Source organism: Syntrophus aciditrophicus SB (genome assembly GCF_000013405.1).
Classification (GTDB): Bacteria; Desulfobacterota; Syntrophia; order Syntrophales; family Syntrophaceae; genus Syntrophus; species Syntrophus aciditrophicus.
In genome coordinates, this window is sequence record NC_007759.1 from 2,249,126 (window position 1) to 2,273,063 (window position 23,938).

Below are 23,938 nucleotides of genomic sequence, written 5' to 3' on the forward strand. Positions count from 1 at the left end.
ATTACTTGATCTCATGCATTCATTTTTCAATCCGCAGAGCATTGCCGTCATCGGAGCAACCCCCAAAACCTTTAAAGGGGGTTATGCTATTCTCAAAAACCTGAAGACGACTTTCAAGGGACGGATTTACCCCATCAATCCCCAGTATGCTGAAATAGAAGGGCTTCCCTGCTTCCCGTCGATCAAGGACATTCCTGAAGCCGTTGACCTGGCGATCATTTTCATCGCAGCCGTTCATGTTCCGGCCGCTCTTGAGCAATGCGCAATCAAAGGCGTTTCGGGAATCATGATCGAATCAGGCGGATTTGCCGAGGCGGATGAAAAGGGAAAAAGTCTTCAAGACGCCATCAGGAGTTTTGTTGAGCGAACAGGGATACGCGTCTGGGGACCAAACTGCATGGGCCTGGTTGATGGGATCCGGGGTCATATCTTCTCTTTCACCGATCCGAAGGTCCTGCCTTTCTGCCTGCATCCCGGCCCGGTGTCTCTCATTGTTCAAAGCGGCATGCTCTCCGCCGGTTTCGTCATCGATATTTTAAGTCATGGCATAACCGGTTTCAGTAAGGTCTGTTCCATCGGCAATAAAGCGGACATTGATGAAAGTGATGTCCTCTCTTTTCTTCTTGAAGATCCGGATACCCGATGTGTCGGACTTTATCTCGAATCTTTCGTCAACGGCAGACGATTCATGGACCTCTGCCGGAAGAGCGATAAGCCCGTGATCGTTCTGAAGGGCGGCAGAAGCCGCAAGGGAGCGGAGGCAGCCGTCAGCCATACCGCCAGTCTGGCGGGAAATTATCGGGTCGCCGCCGGCGCGCTCGCCCAGGCCGGTGCTTATGAAGCAAGAGATTTCCATCAGCTTGTTGATTTCTGCCGCACACTCGCACTGTATCCTCCAAAGCGGAACAAATCCAGGGGACGTATCGCGGTCATCACCTTCAGTGGCGCCGCGGGGATTGTATCCACTGATTTCATGAATGAGCTGGATCTCGACGTGGCAGAACTTTCAGAGGCTACGAAGATTCGCCTGGGGCGCATTTTCCCCGAATGGATGCCTGTCGCCAATCCGGTGGACATCTGGCCGGCCATAGAACAGCACAGCGGTACCGGCCTGGATATCTACAGTCTTGCCATGGAAGCGGCCCTTGATGATCCGGGAGTGGATGCCGTGCTTGTACATGCCTTTTCCGGCTACACAAGAATTCGGCTGGATTTTGATAAAATTTCCCGACAGAGCCGCTCTTCCGGGAAGCCCGTTCTGCTCTGGCTGCCCGGCAACCGGGATGACGCCTTCCAGGTTCAGATAAAGGCCCGCGATTGCGGCGTCCTTGTATTTCATGAACTTTACCGGGCCGTATCGTGTCTGTCCATCCTGTTCCAAAGGACCGGGACCTGCTGGCTGCCTGAAGGGAATCAGCCTGTGCCGACCGATGAGCTTCAGAATATCCCCGATGACATTTCCGATCTTCTCAATAATGCGGGTGGATCTCTGGATGAAAGGCTGTCGAAAAATATCCTGAAATCCTTTGGAATTCCCACCGTTGAAGAAACATGGATAAAGGACCCCCGGCTGTGCGAGTCAAAAGCGATTTCAATGGGGTTTCCGCTCGTCATGAAAGGATTGCAGACCGGAGTTGTCCATAAAACGGAACACGGCCTGGTCGAGTTGAATATTGTCGGACCGGAAGAAGCCAGACAGAGCTTTGAAAGGCTTCTGCAGAAAATGAACGGGCGGGGCTCAGTTTTAATGCAGAAGCAATTGCAGGGCGACGTGGAATTGATCATGGGCGCCATCCGAGACCCTCAGTTCGGCCCCTGCGTCATGATCGGCATCGGTGGAAGGATGGCCGATCTCATTGAAGATTCGGTCTTTACCGTCGCCCCGCTCAGTGTAAAAGAAGCCCTCGACGCCATCGGACGATTGCGAACGCAGACTCTTCTGGATGGATTCCGCGGTTCTCAACCTGCTGACCGTCACGTTCTTGCCTCCCTGATGGTCACCCTGGGCCACCTTATGGCGCGCTACCCCCGTATCCAGGAAATTGATATCAATCCCATCCTTGTTTCGGGCAGCCAGGCCGTTGCCGTGGATGCGACAGTCGTTTTAAGCAATCCTTGAAATCGAATGTAAAATGGAGGGAAAAATCATGAAGAATCCTGATCCAAACAAGAAAATTCCCAGCAACCCTGCTCTTGAAGAGGAAATCCGGCGACGTGCGGAAGGAGGCGAAATAAGCTGTGCGGGGGCCATGCAGATTGCCGCTCAGTTCGGAGAATCTCCAAAGGAGCTGGGTCAGAGACTCGATGCAATGGAAATCCGCCTCACCAGATGTCAACTCGGGCTTTACGGTTACACACCCGAAAAGAAAATCGTTCAGCCGGCAGCGGAGGTATCCCCTGAACTGGAAGCACAGATCAGGAAAGCGATGCAGGGAAATTATCTGCCCTGCATCGCGGCATGGGACATTGCCAGATCAAGAAGGATGCCTAAAATGGCCGTTTCCTCAGCCTGCGAAGCCATGGAAATCAAGATCAAGCCCTGCCAGCTCGGCGCTTTCTAAGATTTTCGAATCCGATATTTTTCCAGGTATCGGGTTGCTATGCCGATCATCACCCGGGCGTTTTCCCGCGCGTGAGCCACAATTTCTTCAACCGTCAAGAGCTTTTCAACCAGACCGTTGCCATAGTTGTCAATGGAACAGAGCGCCCCATAGGCCAGGCCGAGTTCCTGAGCCGTCACGGCTTCGCTTGCCAGGGTCATGCCCACCAGATCGGCAAACCGGGAAATCATCCGGATCTCGGCTCGCGTTTCCAGGCGCGGACCCGGCATCTGCCAGTATACCCCCCGGTCGATCACATTGACGCCCTCCTCCCGGGCAGCCTCCAATAGATAATGCCTCACTTTCAAGTCAAGCTGCGGGGTCAAATGGGCGGCCTGTGTTTGATGAATACCGGGAATGCCGGTCAACATAATAAAATCATCGGGGACCATAATCGTTCCCGGCTTCCATTTCCGATGCAGGGACCCCGCGGAATTGATGGCAACGATTTCCCTGACGCTCAACTCGCAAAGCGCCTTCATGTTGGCCCGGTGATTAATCTGGTGAGGCAGGATGTAGCGGTTCGGATCCGTTCCATGTCTCGGCAGAAAAACCACGGCATCTGAACGCATGACGACGGCCTGGCCGTATTCCGTTTCGATAAACTCCTCCTGAAGATCGCCAAACAGTTCCCTGCCTTGCGGAATTACCGTTCCAGAAATGATTCCCAAAGGTTGCATGAAATCTCCTTACCTGCTTCCCCTCCCGGCAGAACTCTATAACAGAACACCCTCTGACTGTCAAAAAGTGTCCATATCCCCTTTTTATGATTCTCAAAATGCGATTGACATCTTTCAGGAAGATATGATATAGATATCACGAATCAATAAAACTAAAAAGAGGAGGGCCTGCTCATGAGTTCACAGGAATCCCTGCTTCACGTCACCGATGCCAATTTTGAAGAGGAAATCATTAAATCGGACAAGCCCGCTCTCGTTGATTTCTGGGCAACATGGTGCGGCCCCTGCCGGGCCATCGGTCCGCTGGTGGAGGGACTTGCTGAAACCTACAAGGGCAGGGTCAAGATATCAAAACTGAATGTGGACGAAAATCCGAAAACTGCCGCAGACTTCGGGGTGCGCAGCATCCCTACGCTGATTCTCTTCAAGGATGGCAAGGTGATGGATACCCTGGTCGGGGTCGTCTCAAAGGAGCGGCTGGAAACGTTCGTCAATCAAAGTCTCTAAATCGCCGACAACTAATACCTCATGAAATACAGAACACTTTGCGTCCGTTCCCTTATTGTTTTCTGCGCGGCCAGTCTACTTCTCTCACTACTGACCGGCTGCGCCTGGTTTCGAAAGTCGGACATGACCCGGGCAACCCCGGAAGGTCTTTACCGGAGGGGTTACGAAGATTATCAGAACGGACGCTATAAGAAGGCGATTGAGTCCTTTGAGCGGCTGCGCGACGAATATCCCATGAGTGAGCTGGCCATTCTGGCCAAGGTGGGCATAGGTGACGCCCACTACAGCAATAAGGCCTACGCGGAAGCGGAAGCCGCCTATAATGACTTCGTCTACCTGCATCCCACGAACGAAAATCTGCCCTACGTGATGTATCAGATCGGGATGTGTCATTACAAGCAGATGTTGAGTATCGACCGCGACCAGACTGAAACCGTACGGGCGGCGAAAGAATTCGAAAAACTTCTGGCTCGGTTTCCCGACAGCAAATTTTCCCTCATGGCGGAAAAAATGTTAAGGGAGTGTCGAGTTCGGATCGCCGAGCATGAATTCTATGTAGGGGAGTTCTATTTCAAACAGAAGAAATATCAGGCCGCCCTCAAACGTTTTGAAACCATCAATAGAGAGTACGCCAACCTCGGACTGGATTACAAGGTTTCCGCCTACATCCGGGAAACACAGAAGCGGATAGCGCAGGAAAAAGCCCGAAAGGAAGCCAGGGAAGCCAAAGAAAAGAAATAAATTCCTGAACAGAGAGTCGGTGACGGGAAAAACCGGAAAGAGCCGGGGCTCAGGAAACGATATCCGTTTTGAGTTTTTTGATCTTCAACAGGATTTCCTGAACACAAACCTCAGGCGGAGCGGCGGTACTTACAGAGAAGTGCTCACCGTCAGAAAGTTCGTCGACAGGGTCAAAATCTTTTTTCTGCGCCTGATAAATCTCCCATCGTCCATCCGATGCCTCCCCGGTTTCCGATAAGCGCTTTTCCAGCCGCTCCTTCAAAACGTCTTCCGGACACCTGCATTCAATGGCATAAAAATCCGCCTCTAAACGCCCGGCTGCGAACTTCGCTTTCAGCCGCTCCTCGCGCCGTTTGTAGGAGGCGTCTATAATGACGGATTTCCCAAGCCTGATCATCCCCTCCGCCCGGCTCAGGGCCTCCGCGTAGGTACGACGGGTTACGGCATCGGAATAAATCCCCTGGCCAAACTCGGCGAAATGATGATCCGTGACGGGAATGTTGAGCATTTCCTTGCGTAGAACATCCATCTGAAGGATCTCAGCCCCCAGGCGGGATGCCAGACTCCTGGCCAGAACACTCTTCCCTGTTCCCATCAGCCCGGTCATCAGGATCAACGCCGGCCTTTCCAGTCGGGCCGCACAGGTGTATGCCAAATCAAAATACCGGCTCGCCGTTTCCCTTGCTTCATCACGTTCTTTCTGGCTGACGGCCGCGTCATGACTTTTGAAACCGACAACTTTCCCCCGCACATAAGCGTAATAACATTTATAAAAATTAAGGAGTTGACGGATCTCCTCATCTCCCGAGCATGAAATATAGGCCTGAACAAAGGCCTCTCCATATTCCGGGCAGCCGTTAAAATCAAGATCCATGGCGAGGAAAGCCGCCTCCGCCGCAACATCCTCATAACGGAACCGTTCGTTAAACTCGATACAGTCAAAGATGACAATCTCCGGATCTAGGAGACAGATGTGTTCAAGATGCAGGTCGCCGTGGCAGTCCCGGATCCGGTGGTTAGCCACTCTCCGCCGAAACAGACCTTCCTGCGCTTCCAGAAATTTGAGGGCCCAGGACCGGATCAGGGCGTATTGGTATCGGGGGATCGTCACGTCGATAAAAGGCAGGGTCTGTTCGAAATTCTCCTCATGATTTCTTCTGATGGTCTCCAAGCCGCCGATTTCGTCAATCTTTCCACCTGTTTCAGCCTGACGGTGAAAATCCGCTACTTTCCGTGCAACCCGCTCCATCACGGAAATGGAGGTTTCTCCGGAGGCCAGGAGTTTCTTCAGCATCCGCTCTTCAGGGATTTTTTTCATCACAACGGCATAATCCACCACCAAACCGGGTTCGTTCAGGGCCAGCCGTCCGTCAGGCCTCTCCACAATCCCCACAACAGACAGATATATCTCCGGCGCCAGTCTCCGATTCAGCCTCAACTCTTCCCCGCAGTAAAACTGCCGCTTTTCCAGGGTAGTAAAGTCAAGAAATCCGAAATCAACGGCTTTCTTGACTTTATAGACAACGTCCCCGGCGATGAAAATCAAAGAAATATGAGTTTGAAGCAGTTCAACCCGCTCCGGTTTCGCGGGATAAAATTCCGGCAGGCTCATTGCGGCTATCAGTTGTGGATGTGTCATCACACCCCCCCTCTCGTGATATCCCGGATGATGAGCCGGTGTTCCAGCTGACTCATCCCCCCAAGAACTGGCAGACCTTTAATCAATCCTTCCGGGTTAATCAAGATAAAACTGATGGAATATTTCTCTTGCCTTTTCTAACCGGCAGCCATTAAGAAGGAGAAAAACGGTCGCCGACCTGGGAAGAAACTTCGAAAAGACAGGGATCGTGGCAGAATATCCGGAGCTTGATCTGAGCTTTTGCAGTCATGGACGGGGATTGCAGCTCCTGAGTTCATCCTGAAACGCAGGAAGGAGAATATTTATGGAAAAACGGATCGAACTTATCGCTCAGTGGATTGCTGAAGCGAAGACTGTCGTCATTTTTACGGGAGCGGGACTCAGCACGGAATCGGGTATTCCTGATTTTCGCAGTCCTGGAGGAGTCTGGGACAAGTACAATCCCGAAGATTTTTATTTCGACAATTTTCTCGCCTCGGAAATTTCCCGCTGGAAATACTGGCAGATGGCGACGGAGATGTATGAACCGATGAAGAAAGCTCAGCCCAATGCCGCCCATAACGCCATCGCCGAACTGGAAAGAATGGGCAGGCTGGACTGCGTGATTACCCAGAACATCGACAACCTGCATGTCCGGGCCGGCAATTCCCCTGAGAAGGTCATTGAACTTCATGGAACGGCCATGTCCGTTTCCTGCCTGAACTGCCGGCAAAAATTCGACAGGGACAGGGTGCAGGAACGGTTGAAAGAAGAAATGAAAGTCCCCTATTGCGACAATTGCGGCGGTCCCCTGAAACCGGATACCATATCCTTCGGCCAGGCCATGCCGGTCAGGGAAACCCAGGAGGCCTATGAGCGGTCCTCCGCCTGCGATCTGTTCATTGTCATCGGTTCTTCCCTCGTCGTGCAGCCTGCAGCGTCCATGCCGGTTACGGCGAGGAGAAACGGCGCCAAGCTGGTCATCATCAACCGCGACCCTACGCCCTGCGATGATATGGCCGATATCGTTCTCCATGAGCAGGCGGGCGCGGTGATGACGTCTTTGATGCACTGCGTTAAAAAGATAACGGACCGATAGAGTCCTTTGAAAAAGAGGAAGGTCGTTTTGGAAAATTCCCGCATTGAGAATCGTTTTATTGAACTGGTGAATGTTCTTCGCCGCCTCCGTTCGCCGGATGGCTGCCTCTGGGATCGGCAGCAGAAAAAAGAGGATATCGGCCGGTATCTCCTGGATGAATCCTATGAAGTGCTCGATGCCGTCGCTTCCGGAGGGTCTGAAGACCTGAAAGAGGAACTGGGCGATCTGCTGTTTCAGATTCTTTTTCTGGCACAGATTGCCGAAGAATCCGGTGAATTCGGCATCGCCGACGTACTCGAAGAGGTGACGGCGAAAATGATCCGCAGGCATCCCCATGTCTTTGGCAACCGTGAGGTGGGCAGTGTCGCCGATATCCGGGCAAACTGGGAGGAAATCAAAAAAAATGAAGAGAAAAAGTATGAACATCACGAAAGTCTTCTGGACAAGATACCCCGCTCGATGCCCGGCCTGATGCGCGCCCAGAAGATCACCGCACTGGCATCCAAAGTGGGGTTCGACTGGACGGAAGCACAGGACGTTATTGCCAAGATTGAAGAGGAACTCGACGAATTGAAAGCAGCGATAAGGACAGGTGACCGGGAGCATATTACAGAGGAAACGGGAGACCTTTTCTTTTCTCTAGTCAATCTCTGCCGTTTTTTTTCGATGGATGCCGAGCAGACCCTCCAGAGGACGATTCTCAAATTCAATGCTCGCTTTTATCATATCGAAAAGAAACTGAAAGAACGGGGGAAAACTCCCGCGGATGCATCACTGGAAGAGATGGATAAGTTATGGAACGAAGCCAAAACAGCGTCAAAGGAATAAACCCGTCATGAAGTTTTTTCTCTGTGTGCTCGGCATGGTCTTTATTGTCGAAGGACTGCCCTACGTCGCCTTTCCCGGAAAAATCAAATCCTGCCTCTTAAAGCTTGTCACCCTGCCGGATTCCACATTACAGGCAATGGGCCTGTTCGCCATGCTGACCGGCGTTCTTCTCGTTTACTTTGGGAGAGGCTGAAATAAGTTCATTGACTTTACACATCATTTCTGATTATCAGGACCGCAACGCCGGCGGCATGTCCCGGAACAGCGGGCTGACCGTTTGAATTAAAGGAAATGAACAGGACCCCTCATTGATGAAGCTTCAAGACTTCGATTACCAGCTTCCCCAGTCCCGGATTGCTCAGAGCCCCTGCGCAAAGCGGGATCATGCCCGCATGATGGTTCTCGACCGCCGGATTGGAAGTCTGGAACATCGCCATTTTTATGATTTCCCGGATTTCGTCCGGAAAGGCGATGTCCTGGTCATCAATGACTCCAAAGTCATTCCGGCCCGTCTTTCCGGCAGAAAAGAGACGGGAAGCCGCATCGAACTCCTCCTGCTGTCCCGATACTCCGATTCTCCAGCGGTTCCCGAAACCGATTCCACGGAATGGCCTTTCTTTCGGGTGGGAGTTGAAGAAACATGGGAAGCCCTGCTCAAACCCGGGAAGCGGATCCGGATCGGGACAAGCATTTTTTTTGATGATCACAGCCGGGCCACCGTGATCGAAAGGATCAATGAGAAAAAGTGGCTGTTGACCTTTAACACAGCCCTTCCGTTCGATCTTTTTCTCCAGCGGTACGGCAAGGCGCCGCTTCCACCTTATATAAAACGGGAAAAGAAAAACGCACAAATGCCGGAGGATCGAGACCGATATCAGACCATTTACGCCCGGTCGCCGGGTTCCATTGCCGCTCCGACGGCGGGGTTTCACTTCTCGGAGGCATTGTTCAAAACTCTGCGGGAACTTGAAATCGTCATCGCTCCCGTAACCCTGCATGTCGGCTTCGGCACCTTTACCCCGATCGAAACAGAGGACGTTGAAGATCACGTCATGGAGGTCGAATCTTTTTCAATTTCTCCGGAGTCATCGGATAAGATCAATTCCGCCGAGCGGGTCATCGCCGTCGGAACGACCTCTACCCGGGTCCTGGAATCGGCCGCGGATGAGCAGGGTCGGGTTCACCCCATGTCCGGCCAGTCCAGGCTCTTCATCTATCCCGGATACCGTTTCAAAAGGGTACAGGCCCTCCTGACGAACTTCCATCTTCCCAAATCCTCTCTTTTCCTGCTGGCCTGCGCCTTTGCCGGCAAAGACCGGATCCAGCAGGCTTATGCGACGGCCATTCAGGAAGAATACCGCTTTTACAGTTACGGCGACTGCATGCTGATCATTTAGGCGGGCACGTTCCGAAAAGGCTTATCCGGATAAACTTATGCCTCCTTTAAAACAACATTTCAGGATACTGAATACTGACCCGGGATCGGCGGCACGGCTGGGTCTGCTGTCGACGGTTCATGGCGAAGTCCACACCCCGGCATTCATGCCCGTGGGAACGCAGGGAACGGTTAAAGCCCTGACCCCGGACACGGTGAAATCCCTGGGGGCGGAGATAATCCTCTGCAATACCTACCATCTTTATCTGAGACCCGGCCACCGGCTGATTGAGTCCCTGGGCGGACTGCATCGCTTCATGAACTGGCCGGGCCCTATCTTAACGGACAGCGGTGGCTTTCAGGTTTACAGTCTGGGAAAACTGCGGAAAGTAACCCGGGAAGGGGTGATTTTTCAATCCCATATCGACGGCTCCCGGCATAAAATCACCCCGGAACTTGCCATTGAAATTCAGGAAGCCTTGAACACGGATATCATGATGTGTCTGGATGAATGCACCCCCTGGCCGGCCGGTTTTCAGGAAGCGGAATCTTCCCTTTCCCTGACGCTGTCCTGGGCCGAGCGAAGCCGGAAGGCCAGGACTAATTCTTCTTCCCAAGCCCTCTACGGAATCATTCAGGGAGGAATGTATCTGGAATTGAGAAGACGCGCCGTGGAAGCAATAACGGCTATGGATTTCGACGGCTATGCCCTGGGAGGAGTCAGTGTGGGCGAACCCAAACCCCTGATGGAACAGATCGTCAGTGAAACGGCTCCCCTTCTTCCGGAGGATCGTCCTCATTATCTCATGGGTGTGGGAACGCCGGAGGATATCGTCCGGGCCGTGGACTGCGGAATCGATCTGTTCGACTGCGTCATGCCCACCCGATGCGCCAGGCACGGTTTATTGTTTACAAATGCTGAAAAGGTTGTTATAAAAAACGCCCGTTATCGGGAAGACAACGGGCCTCTGGACAGCGATTGCGATTGTTATACCTGCCGGAACTTCTCGCGGGCCTACCTGAGGCATTTATATGTGGCCGGCGAAATCCTGGCCATGACCTTGAACACTCTTCACAACATCCGCTATTATATGCGCCTTATGGAGCAGATTCGGAGCGCCATAGGACGCGGTCAATACGCGGCTTTTAAAACCCGGTTTCTAAAAGACCGTCGAATGTCGGAAGCCTGACTCCTGATCAGGGTATATTCATAATGTCATAATGGACACGATTGAAGGAGGATAACGCATTGACAGACTTAGCTTATGCCATGGGAAGCGCTCCCGGAGGAGCGGCAGGGGGAGATGTCTCTTTTCTGATCATGATGGCCGTGATCTTCTGCATTTTTTATTTCCTGCTGATCAGGCCGCAGCAGAAAAAGCAGAAAGAACTCAAAGAAATGCTGGCGAATCTGAATCACGGCGATGTGGTGATGACCTCGGGAGGCATCCACGGAAAGATTGCTGCCCTGACCGGCGACGTCGTTACTCTTGAAGTGGCCGATAAAGTGCGCGTCAAGGTTTCAAGGGGCTTTATCGCGGCTGTTCTTGAGAAAGCCGGCAAGGAATAAGTCTGAAAGGGGAAGTCTATGTTCGGAAGCATAAGAGTGCGGGCTTTCATCGCCCTTGCCGTTATCCTGGTCGCTGTCTTCTATCTGTTTCCTACGCTGACGGCCGATCTCCCGGAATTCTGGAAAAAGAATCTCCCCAAGGACAGAATTCACCTGGGTCTCGATCTGCAGGGCGGAATGCATCTCGTTCTTGAGGTGGATGCGGACAAGGCCATTGAAGCGACCCTGGAAAGGACAGCGGTCGATTTAAAAGAAACGCTGATGGACAAGCGCATCCGTTTCAAACGGCTGGAACGGTCCACAAGCCAGAACATCACCGTCGAGCTGCCGGACAGTGCATCGCGAAGCGCCTTTGACAAAAGCCTCAAAGACTCCTATCCCGACCTTGAAGTCGTCTCCTCGGAAACCGTTGAGGGCATCGAACGGGTGTCACTGGGGGTCAGTGAAAGGCGAAAAGATGAAATCCGCAAACTGGCCATCGAACAGAGCCTTGAGACAATCCGCAACCGTGTGGACCAGTTCGGCATCACCGAACCGGAAATCGTCCCTCAGGGTAAGGACCGTATTCTCATTCAGCTCCCGGGCATCAAAGATCCCGGTCGGGCCAAGAACCTGATCGGCAAAACCGCCCTCCTGGAATTCAAGCTGGTTGACGAGGGACACAGCATTGATGAAGCCCTGAAAGGCAATGTGCCCGAGGGCAGCGCCATCACCTACGGCTGGAATGTCGACAGCCAGTCCGGACGGCGGACGGAAGTTCCCTATCTTCTGAAGAGCAAGACTCTGCTGACCGGCGACGCTCTGGAAAATGCGCAGGTCAAGATCAGCGACCGATTCGGCGAACCCCATGTGGCTCTGACGTTCAATTCCCGCGGGGCCGCGGATTTTGAAAGGATTACCGGGGAGAATGTCAAGAAGCGACTGGCCATCGTTCTCGATGGGGTTGTCCATTCCGCTCCGGTCATCCAGGAAAAAATTTCGGGAGGACAGGCACAGATTACCGGGTCTTTCACCATGGAGGAAGCGCGCGATCTGGCCATCGTTCTTCGCGCGGGCGCCCTTCCCGCCCCTGTAAAGATACTTGAAGAAAGGACCGTCGGCCCTTCGCTGGGACAGGATTCCATCGAGATGGGCATCTGGGCGTGCGTCATCGCCGGCATTCTGGTCGTACTTTTCATGGTTTTCTACTACAGGCTGTCCGGCATGGTTGCCGATGTCGCCCTGGTTCTCAATCTGGTTCTCCTTATGGGAGCGATGGCCGCCTTCAAGGCAACGCTAACCCTGCCGGGTATTGCCGGCATCGTGCTCACCATCGGGATGGCCGTTGATGCCAACGTCCTGATTTTTGAAAGAATCCGTGAAGAACTCCGCACGGAAAAAACGCCTCGGGCGGCTGTTGAAGCCGGTTACAGCAAGGCCTTTCTCACCATTCTGGACTCCAACGTAACGACGCTGGTGGCCGCCCTGTTCCTTTTCGGCTTCGGAACCGGTCCGATCAAGGGATTTGCCGTCACTCTGACCATCGGCATCGTCGTCAGCATGTTCACCGCTATTTTTGTCACAAGGATTATTTTTGATTACTTCGTCTGGAACCGCAGGATCAAGTCCATCAGCATATAAAAGAGGGAACTGCAATTTGATACGTCGAGGAGATCTTCATGGAAATCATTAAATCGGAAACCCACTTTAATTTTGTCGCCATGATGAAAATGGCGGTTACAATCTCGATTGTTTACATCCTGATCGGTATTGCCTCCATCTTCTGGCATGGCGGCCTCAATTTTGGAATCGATTTTGCGGGAGGAACACTCATTCAGATCCGGTTCGACCAGGAAACATCGGTGGAAAAGCTCAGACAGACACTCGAACCCATCGGCATGGAGAACAGCATTATCCAACAGTTCGGTCCAAATGAAATGGTGGTCAGAACCGCAGCCTCCAGTATGGATCTCAAAGGATTGTCAGGACAGATTGAAAACGCCCTCCAGACAACCTATGGTCAGAAGGCCTTTGAAATTCGAAGGGTTGAATCCGTCGGCCCCAAAGTCGGAAGCGACCTGACTCGAAAAGCGCTGCTGGCTATCATTTTTTCCTGGATCGGAATCCTCGTTTATGTGGGATTTCGTTTCGAGCTCCGCTATGCCTTTGGCGGGATCATCGCTCTTGTTCACGATGTTCTGGTTACCGTGGGAACCCTGTCCCTTCTGAACAAGGAATTCGATCTGATCATCGTTGCCGCGCTGCTCACGATCATCGGTTACTCCATCAACGACACGATCGTCATTTTTGACCGTATCCGTGAAAATACCCGAAAAAACATGAAAATGCCGCTTATGGATGTCATCAATTTGAGCGTGAACCAGACCCTCAGTCGAACTCTTCTTACTTCTTTCACTGTCATCCTGGTTCTTCTGGCTCTTTTCTTTTTCGGCGGCCCCGTTATCCATGATTTCGCCTTTACCCTGCTGGTCGGTTGCATCGCGGGTGTTTACTCGACCGTTTTTATTGCCAGTCCCATTGTGCTGGCCTTTGAAAAAATCCGGCCTTCCCGGATAAAAAGGAATTAACAAGTTTGCCCCCTCTCGGCATCGTCGGATTGACTTTTTTCATTATCGTCCTTTTTATTGGCGTATATGCAACAGTCTTCGCCCTGCCGGGAACGGTTCTGATCTTCCTTGATGTCCTGGTTTATGCCGGTTTTACCGGCTTTCACAACATAGGCGGAAGGATGCTTCTTTGTCTGCTGATACTCTCTCTTCTTGCCGAGGGACTGGAATTTCTTCTGGGGATTACAGGCGCCACCACTTTCCATGCCTCAAAAAAAAGTCTGACTGCCTCCGCTGTCGGCAGTGTCACCGGCGCGCTCCTTCTGACTCCCTGGCTGTATGGACTTGGAACCATGGCTGGAATTTTTCTTGGGGGATTGACGGGAATGCTGCTTACAGAACTTATCCGCCAGAAACATCTGAAACCAACCCTGAGAGACAGCAAAAGCGCCATTCTGGGAAGAATCGCGGGAAGTCTGACAAAAGGATGTCTGGCCTCGGCCATGGTCATCATGACCCTGATGTCTATTTACTCATAGAATGTAACCGGCCCATTTACGGACTGTAATAACCGCCAAGTCAAACAACAAGAAGGATTGTTTTATGACCAAAAGAAAATCAAAGCTTCAGGAATATATCGAGGCCATCGTCATCGCCCTGATTGTCGCGTTCTTCATCCGGACCTTTGTGATTCAGGCTTACAAGATACCATCCGGATCGATGAAGCCGACCCTTCTGATAGGAGATCACATCCTCGTCAACAAATTCATCTACGGAATCAAAGTGCCGCACTTCCGCAACACTTTGATCTCCATCAAGGAACCGAAAAAAGGGGATATCGTGGTCTTTATCTATCCGGAGGACAGGACCAAGGATTTCATTAAACGGGTAATTGCCACCAGCGGCGATACCGTGGAAATCCGCAATAAGAAGATTTACCTCAATGGCCGACTCTATGAGGAAAGTCACGGTGTTTATACCGACCAGTTTGTCATCCCCGGCTCTATTCAGCCCCGGGACAATTTCGGACCTGTCACCGTCCCTCCTTCATCCATCTTTGTCATGGGGGACAACAGAGACCAGAGCTATGACAGCCGTTTCTGGGGATTTGTCGATCTCAAGGACGTCCTGGGCAAAGCCTTCATCATTTACTGGTCATGGGATCGCGAAGATCACGGTGTGCGCTGGAACCGCTTTGGAAATATCCTCCATTAAAAGTCAATCCCGCAAGAGCCCGCGAAAGCTTTCAGGCGGTTTTACAGGAGAGCGGCCGCAACCGTGGCCAGAGACAGCATGATCAGCACGGCGACAGTGGCCCATGAAATCAGATTCATGACGCGGCCGTTGGTATGTCTGCCCATGATTTTTTCATCATTAATGAGCAGCAGCATGATGATGAGGATGAAAGGAAGAAGAAGGCCGTTGATGACCTGAGAATAATACATGATGGGAATCAGCGGTACATTGGGCAGCAGAATAATCCCCGCCCCGATAATGATTATGATGGAATAGAGACCGTAAAACTGGGGGGCCTCAAGGAATTTCCTGTTGAGACTGGATTCCCAGCCAAAGGCTTCGCAGATGGTATAAGCCGTGGACAGGGGTAAAATAGAAGCAGCAAAAAGCGAGGCGTTCAAAAGTCCAAAAGCAAATAATCCCGAACAATATTTTCCCGCCATCGGTTCAAGTGCGAGGGCCGCATCACGGGCGGTTTCAATTCTTATCCCCCCCTGGAAAAGCGTAACAGCACAGAGCATCACAATAAAAAACGCAACAACATTTACCATGACGGATCCGATAACCACATCCAGGCGGGCGTAAGGATAGTCTTCAACCTTCAGACCTTTATCAACTACGGAAGATTGAAGATAAAACTGCATCCATGGCGCGATAGTGGTTCCCACGAGACCGATCGCCATCGTCAGATAACCGGCGTCAAATCGCAGGCTGGGATTAAGGGTTGCCCTGCGCACTTCTTCCCAGTCCGGTTTACCCATAAATCCGGAAATAATATAGGAAAGATAAAAAAGACAGGCGGTCAGAAATATTTTTTCCACGGACTTGTAATTGCCCTTAACAACAAGCCACCAGACAAACGCGGCGCCAATCGTTACGGAAAAATATTTGCTGAAGCCAAAGATCTCCATACTGGCCGCAATGCCCGCAAACTCGGCGATCGTGTTGCCCAGGTTGGTCAGCAAAAGAACAATCATGAGGTAGAAGGTGACTCTGGCGCCGAACCGTTCCCGAATCAGATCGGACAGTCCTTTACCGGAAACAACCCCCATCCGGGCACCCATTTCCTGAATAATGATCAGTGCGCCCGTAATGGGTATCAGGAGCCACAAAAGGGAAAGACCGTATTCCGCTCCAGCCAGTGAATAGGTTGTGATTCCGCCGGCGTCATTATCCACATTGGAGGTGATAATTCCAGGCCCGATAAAGGCCAAAAGGATTCCGAGAGACTTCCAGAATTTCCTATTGGACAATAAAAAAAATCTTTCCCGAATAGCTGACAGAAAACGTTTACCCGGCATAGATGGCCACCATCGTCTTTCATAACCTTATCTCCCCAACCGAGGCGCAACCACTTCGAGCAGATTCTTGAACATGATGACCCCTTTCATTTTCTTTTGATCATCCACCACCGGAATGGCCAGCATGCCATATTTGGCAAAATCACTGGCGATCTGATCTTTATCTTCATCAAGATCGACCATGACAACCCTCCGGAACATCAGGTCTGAAAGAGAGGTTTCCGGAGCGGCAACCAGCAGTTCCCTCAGACTCAACATCCCGAGAAGATGTTCCTCTTCATCGGTGACATAAAGATAATACACAAAATCCAGGTCCTCAGCTTCTCTCCGGATCACCTGCAGGGCCTCCAGAGCCGTCGTCGAGGGCGGAAAACTCAGATAAGCCGTCGTCATTAATCCACCGGCCGTTTCTTCCGGATGGGCCAGCAGTTCTTTGACATCCTCAGCAATATCCTGTTCCATCTCCTTGAGAATGCCTTCCGCCTTATCCTTCGGCAGATCGCTCAACAGGTCAGCCGCCTCGTTTAGGGACATTTCTTCAATAATATCACTTGCCTGAGAATCTTCCATATTCTCGATCAGGCTGATTTGAATCTTGGGATCCGTCTCTTCCAGAGTCTCCGCTGCCGTCTCCACATCCAGCGACTGAAAAACAGCCGTTCGCTGACGAATATCCAGTTCCTCGATAATATCCGCGATATCAGCGGGATGAAGCTGGGATAACCGACTTTCCGCAATTTTGAGACGCAGCAGATCAGGGGAAGAAACCGGCTGCACAAACCGCCAGGAAATAAACTGATCGGGAAGGTCGTATTCAAAAAGTCCCTTCAACATGAAATCCGTCGCCCTCTCCAGACCTACCCGCCTCATGAGGCCGCGGAATCCCACGTCCACATGAACCAGATAGAGTTTGCCGTGCGCCTTCAGAAACTGGAGATCGTTCACCCGCCTGACCTTGGCGCCGTTCGTATCGACAATCTGCTTGTCCAGCAGGCTTTCTTTGAGCAATATTTCTTCCCTCTCCGGCGCCAATTCACGGACGTCGTCAAGCCCGCGGGAACCGACAACAAAGCAGCCATTCGTTTCGACCGGATTCTGCCATGGAAAGAACAAAACGGCCTTGCGGGGTCTGGATTTGAGCAGGATACCGGTTACAGAGGGATACGGTTCCCCAAGACGAACCATCAAGTCAAGAATTCGGCCCAACGATCGTCCTTCTGAATCAAGAATTCTTTTCCCCAGGATCTGGCTTAAAAACAAAAAAACCTGATCTTCAGAATTAACAGCCATGTGATTTTCCTCTAAGTGCTGGGCGTATAGCATCATTGAAGATTAAAAAAAAGAATTTTCCCTCCGAATATCCCCTCTCTGAGTGTTATATCCAGGCAAGGGGTCCCTGACTTGCCGGGATGACATTGCAGCTTGACAGAATAAAAATATTCTACTAAAAACTCCCGTGAAAATGGGGATGGAGCATGGAGCAGGGAAAACGCCTGGACATTGTGGAACTCGGATGAATCGGATCAGCCTTCTCACGCAATGGGAAGGCTTTTTTGTTGAACAGCCTGAGCTTCATATGAGCGACCGAAATTTCGTGCACCTTTCTCACCTGAAACACTGAGTACATAAAAGGAACAGATGATGACACCCAAAAAAGTGGTCATGGATGCAGCGGAAATCGACCGATCTTTGACCCGGATCGCCTATGAAATCCTGGAAAAAAACAAGGGCGTAGAAGATCTGGTTCTTGTGGGCATCAGAACCGGCGGTGTTTTTCTCGCGGAACGGCTCAGGAGAAAGATTCTTGATATCGAGGGCGCGGAAGTTCCTTGCGGCATTCTGGATATTACTCTTTATCGCGATGATCTTCTTTTGGCGAATAAAAAGCCCAAGATAAAAAAAACGGACATCCCTTTCTCTCTTGATAAGAAGAAAGTGATCCTTGTCGACGATGTTCTCTTTACCGGCCGAACGATCCGGGCGGCCATGGATGCCCTTATTGACTTTGGCCGTCCCAGGTCGATTCAGCTTGCCGTCCTGATTGACAGAGGCCATCGTGAACTGCCGATACGCGCTGATTTTGTCGGCGAGAATCTTCCCTCTCTTCTCTGGGAGGACATCAGTGTCAACCTGATTGAAAAAAACGGCTGCGATGAAGTGGTCATTGAGGACAGCGGCCATTAGAATGCATCACTTGCATGCATCTGCCGCCAGGTCTCTGTTCCAGGGGTTTTGCAATGAAATGGGAACGTAAGGACATTCTGGGCATGAAAGATCTTTCCGTAGAGGAAATTCACATGATCCTCGACACGGCGGAGTCGTTTCTCGAAGTATCCGCGCGGGATATCAAAAAAGTGCCAACGCTCCGGGGAAAGACGATCATCAATTTCTTTGTTGAAGCCAGTACGCGGACCCGAACCTCCTTCGAAATTGCCGGCAAGCGGCTGAGCGCCGACACCATCAATATCTCCGCATCAGCAAGCAGCCTGGTCAAGGGGGAAACCCTGGCGGACACGGCGAGAAATCTGGAAGCCATGAATCCCGACGTCATCGTGATCCGTCACAGTTGCGCCGGAGCGCCTCATATGCTGGCCGGACTTGTCCGGCAGTCCATCATCAACGCCGGCGACGGCGCTCATGAGCATCCGAGCCAGGCTTTGCTGGACATGATGACAATCCGAAACCGCAAGGGGGGGCTTTCCGGATTGAACGTGACCATCGTGGGCGATATCGCCCACAGCCGCGTCGCCCGTTCCAACATTTACGGGTTGAACAAGATGGGAGTCTGCGTCACCGTGGCCGGCCCCGCCACGATGATTCCCCGGGATATCCAGCAGCTTGGCGTCAAGGTCTGCTTCAGTCTGGAAGAGGCCATTCTTGATGCGGATGTCATCATGATGCTCAGGATTCAGACGGAGCGCGAACAGCAGAACATCTTCCCTTCCCTTCGGGAATATTCCACTTTTTATTGCCTGAACAGGGAGAATATCAAAAAAGCGAAAAAGGATGTCCTGGTGATGCATCCCGGTCCGGTCAACCGCGGCGTGGAAATTTCTCCGGAGATCGCCGACGGCGTTCATTCCGTCATTCTGGAACAAGTCACCAACGGGGTCGCGGTCCGGATGGCCCTTCTTTATCTGCTGACAGGAGCCTCTTCATGAAAATACTGCTGAAGGGGGGACGCGTAATCGACCCCGCGCAAAATCTCGACGGGCAGATGGATCTCCTGCTGGAAAACGGGAAGATTGCCGCCATAGCCGAAGCTGTGGGAAGCGTCCCGGAAGACACCCGGCTTCTCGATCTCAAAGGCATGATTCTCCTGCCCGGCCTGGTGGACATGCACACTCATCTCCGGGAACCCGGTTACGAATACAAGGAAACCATCCGCTCGGGAAGCGAAGCGGCCGCGGTCGGGGGGTTCACCTCCATCGCCTGCATGCCGAATACCCTTCCGGTTAATGATAACCGGACTGTCACCGAGTATATTCTGAAACGGGCGAAAGAATGCGACACTGTCCATGTCTATCCCGTAGCAGCCGTCTCCCGCAATTCCGAGGGAAAGATACTCGCGGAATTCGGCGACCTGAAAGAGGCCGGAGCGATTGCCTTTTCCGATGACGGAAAACCCGTCATGAACAGCATTCTGATGAGACGTGCCTTGGAGTATGCCTCATCACTGGATCGAATTATCATTTCACACTGCGAGGATCTGAATCTTTCAGCCGGCGGTCTCATGAACGAAGGAAAAATTTCCACGGAACTGGGACTCCCCGGCATCCCCACCCTTGCGGAGGATGTGATGGTCGCAAGGGATCTGCTTCTCGCCGAGTTTTCCGGCGCGGCGCTGCATATCGCCCATGTGAGTTCCGCTGGAGCCGTTCGGATGATCCGGGATGCAAAAAAACGGGGAGTTCGGGTTACGGCGGAAACAACACCTCATTATTTCACTTTGACGGACGAGGCCGTGACGAACTTTAACACCAACACCAAGGTCAGTCCCCCCTTAAGGAGCCGCGAGGATCTCCAGGCCGTTCGGGAAGGACTCCGGGACGGCACTCTCGATGCCATTGTCACGGATCATGCGCCTCATGCCCTTACAGATAAAGAGGTGGAATTTGAATATGCCGCCAATGGCATCTCCGGTCTCGAAACGGCACTGGCCTTGAGTCTGACGCTGGTCGATGACGGGCTGTTGACTCTTTCTGAACTGGTCCGGAAGATGAGTGTCAATCCCGCGAAAATCCTCAATATCCCGAAGGGAACCCTCCGCCCGGGCGCCGATGCGGACATCACCGTCCTGAATCCCGGAAAAACATGGGTCGTCGATCCTTCAAACTGGCGGTCACAGGGAAAGAATACACCCTTTTTCGGCTGGACATTGAAGGGAAAAGTCATTATGACCCTGGTGCAGGGAAGAATTGTGTATCAGGAGGATTAGGAACCTCTCGACGGGAAAGTCTGGGGTTATCCTGCCTGTCAGCCTGTGACATCCCGGAAATCTCTTATGGACTGAATTCCAGAAATTCCGTATATCTCCAACCCGATAAAATCGGCGAAACATTCCTTGAAAGCGACCCCTCAAAGAGGCTTCGTTTGATCATCACAGCCTGTTTATTTTCATCAAAATGCACACTCATATGACAACCGACACCCTGAATGAATTCCATACGAAAACGCTGAAACTTTTGAAAAAACTCATCGGCGAAAACCGGGAATTCGATATTATCGATCTTTTTTCTCAAATGCATCCTGCCGATATCGCCTACCTTATCGATATACTTCAGGATGAAGAAAAAGTTCGGCTCTTTTCCCTTCTGGATATCGAAAAAGCTTCCGACGTTATTCTGGAAATCAGTGATGCCTCCAAAGATCGGATCATCGAGGAACTTTCATCCGAGAAGCTGACAAAAATCATTGACGAGATGGATTCCGACGACGCCGCGGACTTCATCGCCGAGTTGCCCGAAGAGCAGGCGGAAACGGTTCTGGCGGGCATAGAACCGGAGGACGTTGAAGACGTCAAAAAACTGCTTCAATATCCAGAAGATACCGCAGGCGGCATCATGCAGTCCGAACTGGTCTCCGTCCCGGATACCGCCCTTATCCGGGATGCCGTCTCAGCCGTGATCCAGGCCGCGGAAGAAACGGAGGACATCTACAGCATCTTTGTCGTGGATGCCGAAGGTCATCTTGTCGGAACGGTTCCCCTTCAGCAACTCATTACTGCAAGGAGAAACAGCCCGGTCATCTCTTCCATAGAACGGGACATCCCCCGGGTCACGGTAGACGTCGATCAGGAACAGGTCGTCCAGATCTTCAAGAAATACGACCTGGTAACCCTTCCGGTTGTGGATGAGGATGAACGTCTTGTCGGCAGGATTACCGTGGATGATGTCGTCGATGTCATGGAGGAAGAGACATCGGAAGACATATACCGTATCGCCGGCGTGGGCGAGGACGACAGTCCGCTGAGCGGCCCGGTTCAATCTGTCCGGAAAAGGCTTCCCTGGCTGTACTTCAACCTCCTGACCGCGCTTTGTTCCGCTCTGGTCATCGGTTTTTTTGAAGACACCATCAAACTGGTGGTCGCCCTGGCCGTTTTCATGCCGGTAGTGGCCGGTCTCGGAGGAAACGCCGGCGGGCAAACCCTGGTGTTGATCGTCCGCGGACTGGCCCTGGGAGAGTTAACCCTTGAAAACGCCCGAAAAACCCTGTTCAAGGAACTTCTGGTGGGTGTCGCCAACGGTCTCGCGGTCGGGGTCGTGGTTGGAATCGTCTGTTATCTTTGGAAAGGGAATTTTCTGCTTGGAGGGATTCTCTTTATGGCCATGACCATCAACATTCTTGTCGGGACCCTGGCCGGAACTCTCATTCCCCTGACCCTGAAATGGCTGAAACTCGATCCTGCCCTGGGTTCCAACGTATTTGTCACGGCTCTGACTGATGTATGCGGCTTTCTCTCATTCCTGGGGCTGGCCACGCTTTTTTTGAAACTACTGACATGAATACCCGGGCGACGCATAAAACGGAAGGGTTTGTCCTGAAAACGCTGAGCTACAGCGATTCGGACCTTATCGTGACCTTCTATACGCGGAATTTCGGAAAACTGACAGCAATCGCCAGAGGAGCCAGAAAAAGCAGAAAGCGGTTCGTCAATGTCCTGGAACCCTTCTGCTGTTCTTCCCTGCTTTTTTCCCGAAAGCAGAGGGACCAGCTGGCATGGCTTGAAAGCTGCCAGGTGATCAACGAATTTCCTGAAATCAGGAAGTCACTGGACAGAACGCTTCTTGCCTCATATCTCATCGACCTGGTTGATCATTTCTCTATCGAAGAAAAACCGGGCAGGGAACTGTTCGAACTTCTGCGCTCCTTTCTTCTTCTCATTGAAGAAGGCGACACATCGGAACGGCTTCTGCGATTCTTTGAAATCCGCCACCTGAAACTGACGGGTTACGCGCCGGCTCTCGACTGCTGCATGATCTGCAAGGCCCCTCTGAATCCGCAGCAGAGGTACGTCTTCAATATCGCTCAGGGAGGGCTGCATTGCAGGTCCTGTTATACGACTCCAGCCGCTCCGGATGTCCTGCCGATCTCCGTCGGCACCATTAAAACCCTGCTGCTGGGCAGAGAGATTGAAACAGAAAAAATGAAACGAATTCTTTTTTCAGGGCAAACGGCGCGGGAAAGCAAATCCCTTCTTTCTCTTTTTATCGGTCATATCCTGGGAAAAGAACTGAAATCGCTGAAAGTCCTCGACGAGATCCAGAGGATGGGATTGTAAAGGGTCTTTTTCATATTGACACGCCCCTCTCATCATGATAGGTAAGCTGCCGGAAACGCTGAATAAATCATGTAAATGACAAGAAAAGCACAGGAGGTTTAAGGTGACCTTTCAGGAACTGATCTTTGCCCTTGAAAATTACTGGGCGAAACAAGGCTGTGTGATTCAACAGCCTTATGACATCGAAGTGGGAGCGGGGACATTCAATCCCGCTACCTTTCTGCGGGCTCTGGGACCGGAACCCTGGAATGTGGCCTACGTGGAACCGTCGCGCCGGCCAACGGACGGCCGTTACGGCGAGAATCCGAACCGCCTGCAGCATTACTACCAGTATCAGGTCATCATGAAACCGTCCCCTCTGAACATCCAGGAGCTGTATCTCGATTCTCTCCGGAGTTTCGGCATCGACCCGCTGGAACACGATATCCGTTTCGTTGAAGACGACTGGGAGTCACCCACTGTGGGGGCGTGGGGGCTGGGCTGGGAAGTCTGGCTGGACGGCATGGAAATCTCCCAATTCACCTATTTTCAGCAGGTCGGCGGCATCGACGTGAAACCCGTCTGCGCGGAACTGACCTACGGCATCGAGCGCATCGCCATGTACATCCAGGGGATCGACAATGTCTATGATCTTCAATGGAATGATTCCATCAAATACGGCGACGTCCATCACCAGGGAGAGGTTGAATTTTCAACCTACAACTTTGAAGTCGCCGATGTGGACATGCTGAGAAAACTCTTCGACATGTACGAGGCCGAAGCCATCCGGACGGCGGAAAAGGATCTGGTCCTTCCCGCTTACGATTACTGCCTCAAATGTTCCCACACGTTCAACCTCCTCAATGCCCGGGGCGCCATCAGCGTGGCGGAGCGGACCAGTTATATCGGCAGAGTCCGCAATCTTGCCAGAATTTCCGCAGAAGGATATATCCGGCAGCGTGAACGCATGGGGTTCCCCCTGCTGAACAGATCGGAGGATTGACACTCGGATTCCTCAGGTAAAACAGGATCAACATTTCCGCTTTTTTGAAAGCTATTCTTAAAGATGGGAGAATC

24 protein-coding genes are annotated in these 23,938 nt (G+C 52.0%); 20 read left to right on the forward strand and 4 right to left on the reverse strand.

Going from position 1 to position 23,938, the window contains the following annotated elements; genetic code table 11:
* The first annotated feature begins 13 nt into the window (after nucleotides 1–13).
* Nucleotides 14–2,119 carry an acetate--CoA ligase family protein gene (locus tag SYN_RS10430; RefSeq protein ID WP_011418090.1) on the forward strand — a complete coding sequence of 702 codons (2,106 nt, stop codon included), beginning with the start codon at nucleotides 14–16 and terminating at the stop codon, nucleotides 2,117–2,119.
* Nucleotides 2,120–2,147: 28 nt separating this feature from the next.
* On the forward strand, nucleotides 2,148–2,561 hold the full coding sequence (locus SYN_RS10435) for a hypothetical protein (protein WP_148202557.1): 414 nt from the start codon (nucleotides 2,148–2,150) through the stop codon (nucleotides 2,559–2,561).
* On the opposite strand, the gene SYN_RS10440 is transcribed toward SYN_RS10435, so the two are convergent.
* Nucleotides 2,558–3,280, reverse strand: coding sequence for an MTAP family purine nucleoside phosphorylase (locus tag SYN_RS10440; protein WP_011418092.1), 723 nt, complete (start codon nucleotides 3,278–3,280; stop codon nucleotides 2,558–2,560). The two genes, SYN_RS10435 and SYN_RS10440, sit on opposite strands and share 4 nt — an antisense overlap.
* Nucleotides 3,281–3,454: 174 nt before the next feature.
* Here SYN_RS10440 and trxA point away from each other — a divergent pair, with 174 nt between their 5' ends.
* Together trxA and SYN_RS10450 are read left to right on the forward strand one after the other, a co-directional pair.
* Nucleotides 3,455–3,787, forward strand: coding sequence for a thioredoxin (trxA, locus tag SYN_RS10445; RefSeq protein ID WP_011418094.1), 333 nt, complete (start codon nucleotides 3,455–3,457; stop codon nucleotides 3,785–3,787).
* Between the two features lie 21 nt (nucleotides 3,788–3,808).
* Nucleotides 3,809–4,528, forward strand: coding sequence for an outer membrane protein assembly factor BamD (locus SYN_RS10450; protein ID WP_011418095.1), 720 nt, complete (start codon nucleotides 3,809–3,811; stop codon nucleotides 4,526–4,528).
* Nucleotides 4,529–4,577: 49 nt separating this feature from the next.
* Here SYN_RS10450 and SYN_RS10455 read toward each other — a convergent pair whose 3' ends face one another.
* Nucleotides 4,578–6,167 (reverse strand): AAA family ATPase, encoded by a 1,590-nt coding sequence (locus tag SYN_RS10455; protein WP_041584997.1) that lies wholly within the window; start codon nucleotides 6,165–6,167, stop codon nucleotides 4,578–4,580.
* Between the two features lie 304 nt (nucleotides 6,168–6,471).
* Between SYN_RS10455 and SYN_RS10460 the strand changes: the two genes are divergently transcribed.
* From SYN_RS10460 to lepB, 10 genes are all read left to right on the forward strand, one after another.
* Nucleotides 6,472–7,245 carry an SIR2 family NAD-dependent protein deacylase gene (locus SYN_RS10460; protein WP_011418097.1) on the forward strand — a complete coding sequence of 258 codons (774 nt, stop codon included), beginning with the start codon at nucleotides 6,472–6,474 and terminating at the stop codon, nucleotides 7,243–7,245.
* A gap of 27 nt (nucleotides 7,246–7,272) precedes the next feature.
* The gene (gene mazG, locus SYN_RS10465; RefSeq protein WP_202943556.1) at nucleotides 7,273–8,073 is read left to right on the forward strand and encodes a nucleoside triphosphate pyrophosphohydrolase; all 801 of its coding nucleotides are present in this window, start codon (nucleotides 7,273–7,275) and stop codon (nucleotides 8,071–8,073) included.
* A gap of 7 nt (nucleotides 8,074–8,080) precedes the next feature.
* Nucleotides 8,081–8,266 (forward strand): DUF2065 domain-containing protein, encoded by a 186-nt coding sequence (locus SYN_RS10470; RefSeq protein WP_011418099.1) that lies wholly within the window; start codon nucleotides 8,081–8,083, stop codon nucleotides 8,264–8,266.
* Between the two features lie 118 nt (nucleotides 8,267–8,384).
* Entirely contained in the window at nucleotides 8,385–9,470 is a 1,086-nt protein-coding gene (gene queA, locus SYN_RS10475) for a tRNA preQ1(34) S-adenosylmethionine ribosyltransferase-isomerase QueA (protein WP_041584998.1), read from the forward strand.
* Between the two features lie 37 nt (nucleotides 9,471–9,507).
* Nucleotides 9,508–10,638, forward strand: coding sequence for a tRNA guanosine(34) transglycosylase Tgt (tgt, locus tag SYN_RS10480; RefSeq protein WP_011418101.1), 1,131 nt, complete (start codon nucleotides 9,508–9,510; stop codon nucleotides 10,636–10,638).
* A gap of 59 nt (nucleotides 10,639–10,697) precedes the next feature.
* A complete protein-coding gene (gene yajC, locus SYN_RS10485; RefSeq protein ID WP_148202558.1) occupies nucleotides 10,698–11,018 on the forward strand; it encodes a preprotein translocase subunit YajC in 321 nt (106 codons plus the stop codon).
* Between the two features lie 18 nt (nucleotides 11,019–11,036).
* Nucleotides 11,037–12,638: a protein translocase subunit SecD gene (gene secD, locus SYN_RS10490; protein ID WP_011418103.1), complete on the forward strand. Its 1,602-nt coding sequence runs from the start codon at nucleotides 11,037–11,039 to the stop codon at nucleotides 12,636–12,638.
* A 38-nt stretch (nucleotides 12,639–12,676) separates the two neighbouring features.
* On the forward strand, nucleotides 12,677–13,585 hold the full coding sequence (gene secF / locus SYN_RS10495; RefSeq protein ID WP_011418104.1) for a protein translocase subunit SecF: 909 nt from the start codon (nucleotides 12,677–12,679) through the stop codon (nucleotides 13,583–13,585).
* A 5-nt stretch (nucleotides 13,586–13,590) separates the two neighbouring features.
* Nucleotides 13,591–14,103 carry a DUF456 domain-containing protein gene (locus SYN_RS10500; protein ID WP_011418105.1) on the forward strand — a complete coding sequence of 171 codons (513 nt, stop codon included), beginning with the start codon at nucleotides 13,591–13,593 and terminating at the stop codon, nucleotides 14,101–14,103.
* Nucleotides 14,104–14,167: 64 nt separating this feature from the next.
* On the forward strand, nucleotides 14,168–14,779 hold the full coding sequence (gene lepB / locus SYN_RS10505) for a signal peptidase I (protein ID WP_011418106.1): 612 nt from the start codon (nucleotides 14,168–14,170) through the stop codon (nucleotides 14,777–14,779).
* 41 nt (nucleotides 14,780–14,820) lie between these two features.
* Here lepB and SYN_RS10510 read toward each other — a convergent pair whose 3' ends face one another.
* A complete protein-coding gene (locus tag SYN_RS10510) occupies nucleotides 14,821–16,053 on the reverse strand; it encodes an Nramp family divalent metal transporter (RefSeq protein WP_041585649.1) in 1,233 nt (410 codons plus the stop codon).
* Between the two features lie 75 nt (nucleotides 16,054–16,128).
* A complete protein-coding gene (locus SYN_RS10515; RefSeq protein WP_041585000.1) occupies nucleotides 16,129–17,391 on the reverse strand; it encodes a magnesium transporter MgtE N-terminal domain-containing protein in 1,263 nt (420 codons plus the stop codon).
* A 348-nt stretch (nucleotides 17,392–17,739) separates the two neighbouring features.
* Between SYN_RS10515 and pyrR the strand changes: the two genes are divergently transcribed.
* The 6 genes from pyrR to glyQ all read left to right on the forward strand — a co-directional run bounded on the left by pyrR (nucleotide 17,740) and on the right by glyQ (nucleotide 23,864).
* Nucleotides 17,740–18,285 (forward strand): bifunctional pyr operon transcriptional regulator/uracil phosphoribosyltransferase PyrR, encoded by a 546-nt coding sequence (gene pyrR / locus SYN_RS10520; protein ID WP_011418109.1) that lies wholly within the window; start codon nucleotides 17,740–17,742, stop codon nucleotides 18,283–18,285.
* A gap of 53 nt (nucleotides 18,286–18,338) precedes the next feature.
* Nucleotides 18,339–19,262 carry an aspartate carbamoyltransferase catalytic subunit gene (locus SYN_RS10525; RefSeq protein WP_041585001.1) on the forward strand — a complete coding sequence of 308 codons (924 nt, stop codon included), beginning with the start codon at nucleotides 18,339–18,341 and terminating at the stop codon, nucleotides 19,260–19,262.
* Nucleotides 19,259–20,539 carry a dihydroorotase gene (locus tag SYN_RS10530; RefSeq protein ID WP_011418111.1) on the forward strand — a complete coding sequence of 427 codons (1,281 nt, stop codon included), beginning with the start codon at nucleotides 19,259–19,261 and terminating at the stop codon, nucleotides 20,537–20,539. Before SYN_RS10525 ends, SYN_RS10530 begins: the two co-directional genes overlap by 4 nt.
* A gap of 199 nt (nucleotides 20,540–20,738) precedes the next feature.
* Entirely contained in the window at nucleotides 20,739–22,106 is a 1,368-nt protein-coding gene (gene mgtE / locus SYN_RS10535; RefSeq protein ID WP_049749979.1) for a magnesium transporter, read from the forward strand.
* On the forward strand, nucleotides 22,103–22,882 hold the full coding sequence (gene recO / locus SYN_RS10540) for a DNA repair protein RecO (RefSeq protein ID WP_041585003.1): 780 nt from the start codon (nucleotides 22,103–22,105) through the stop codon (nucleotides 22,880–22,882). Before mgtE ends, recO begins: the two co-directional genes overlap by 4 nt.
* A gap of 103 nt (nucleotides 22,883–22,985) precedes the next feature.
* Complete coding sequence (gene glyQ / locus SYN_RS10545) at nucleotides 22,986–23,864, forward strand: glycine--tRNA ligase subunit alpha (protein WP_011418114.1); 879 nt, start codon at nucleotides 22,986–22,988, stop codon at nucleotides 23,862–23,864.
* Nucleotides 23,865–23,938: the final 74 nt, after the last annotated feature.

Excerpts from the sequence above, each read along its gene's own strand:
- tgt (WP_011418101.1), top strand. The coding sequence starts at position 9,508 with ATGCCTCCTTTAAAACAACATTTCAGGATACTGAATACTGACCCGGGA.
- SYN_RS10455 (WP_041584997.1), bottom strand. The coding sequence starts at position 6,167 with ATGACACATCCACAACTGATAGCCGCAATGAGCCTGCCGGAATTTTAT.
- queA (WP_041584998.1), top strand. The coding sequence starts at position 8,385 with ATGAAGCTTCAAGACTTCGATTACCAGCTTCCCCAGTCCCGGATTGCT.
- SYN_RS10470 (WP_011418099.1), top strand. The coding sequence starts at position 8,081 with ATGAAGTTTTTTCTCTGTGTGCTCGGCATGGTCTTTATTGTCGAAGGA.
- trxA (WP_011418094.1), top strand. The coding sequence starts at position 3,455 with ATGAGTTCACAGGAATCCCTGCTTCACGTCACCGATGCCAATTTTGAA.
- SYN_RS10530 (WP_011418111.1), top strand. The coding sequence starts at position 19,259 with ATGAAAATACTGCTGAAGGGGGGACGCGTAATCGACCCCGCGCAAAAT.
- SYN_RS10515 (WP_041585000.1), bottom strand. The coding sequence starts at position 17,391 with ATGGCTGTTAATTCTGAAGATCAGGTTTTTTTGTTTTTAAGCCAGATC.
- SYN_RS10525 (WP_041585001.1), top strand. The coding sequence starts at position 18,339 with ATGAAATGGGAACGTAAGGACATTCTGGGCATGAAAGATCTTTCCGTA.
- secF (WP_011418104.1), top strand. The coding sequence starts at position 12,677 with ATGGAAATCATTAAATCGGAAACCCACTTTAATTTTGTCGCCATGATG.
- recO (WP_041585003.1), top strand. The coding sequence starts at position 22,103 with ATGAATACCCGGGCGACGCATAAAACGGAAGGGTTTGTCCTGAAAACG.
- SYN_RS10430 (WP_011418090.1), top strand. The coding sequence starts at position 14 with ATGCATTCATTTTTCAATCCGCAGAGCATTGCCGTCATCGGAGCAACC.
- lepB (WP_011418106.1), top strand. The coding sequence starts at position 14,168 with ATGACCAAAAGAAAATCAAAGCTTCAGGAATATATCGAGGCCATCGTC.
- SYN_RS10435 (WP_148202557.1), top strand. The coding sequence starts at position 2,148 with ATGAAGAATCCTGATCCAAACAAGAAAATTCCCAGCAACCCTGCTCTT.
- mgtE (WP_049749979.1), top strand. The coding sequence starts at position 20,739 with ATGACAACCGACACCCTGAATGAATTCCATACGAAAACGCTGAAACTT.
- SYN_RS10440 (WP_011418092.1), bottom strand. The coding sequence starts at position 3,280 with ATGCAACCTTTGGGAATCATTTCTGGAACGGTAATTCCGCAAGGCAGG.
- pyrR (WP_011418109.1), top strand. The coding sequence starts at position 17,740 with ATGATGACACCCAAAAAAGTGGTCATGGATGCAGCGGAAATCGACCGA.
- SYN_RS10460 (WP_011418097.1), top strand. The coding sequence starts at position 6,472 with ATGGAAAAACGGATCGAACTTATCGCTCAGTGGATTGCTGAAGCGAAG.
- secD (WP_011418103.1), top strand. The coding sequence starts at position 11,037 with ATGTTCGGAAGCATAAGAGTGCGGGCTTTCATCGCCCTTGCCGTTATC.
- SYN_RS10450 (WP_011418095.1), top strand. The coding sequence starts at position 3,809 with ATGAAATACAGAACACTTTGCGTCCGTTCCCTTATTGTTTTCTGCGCG.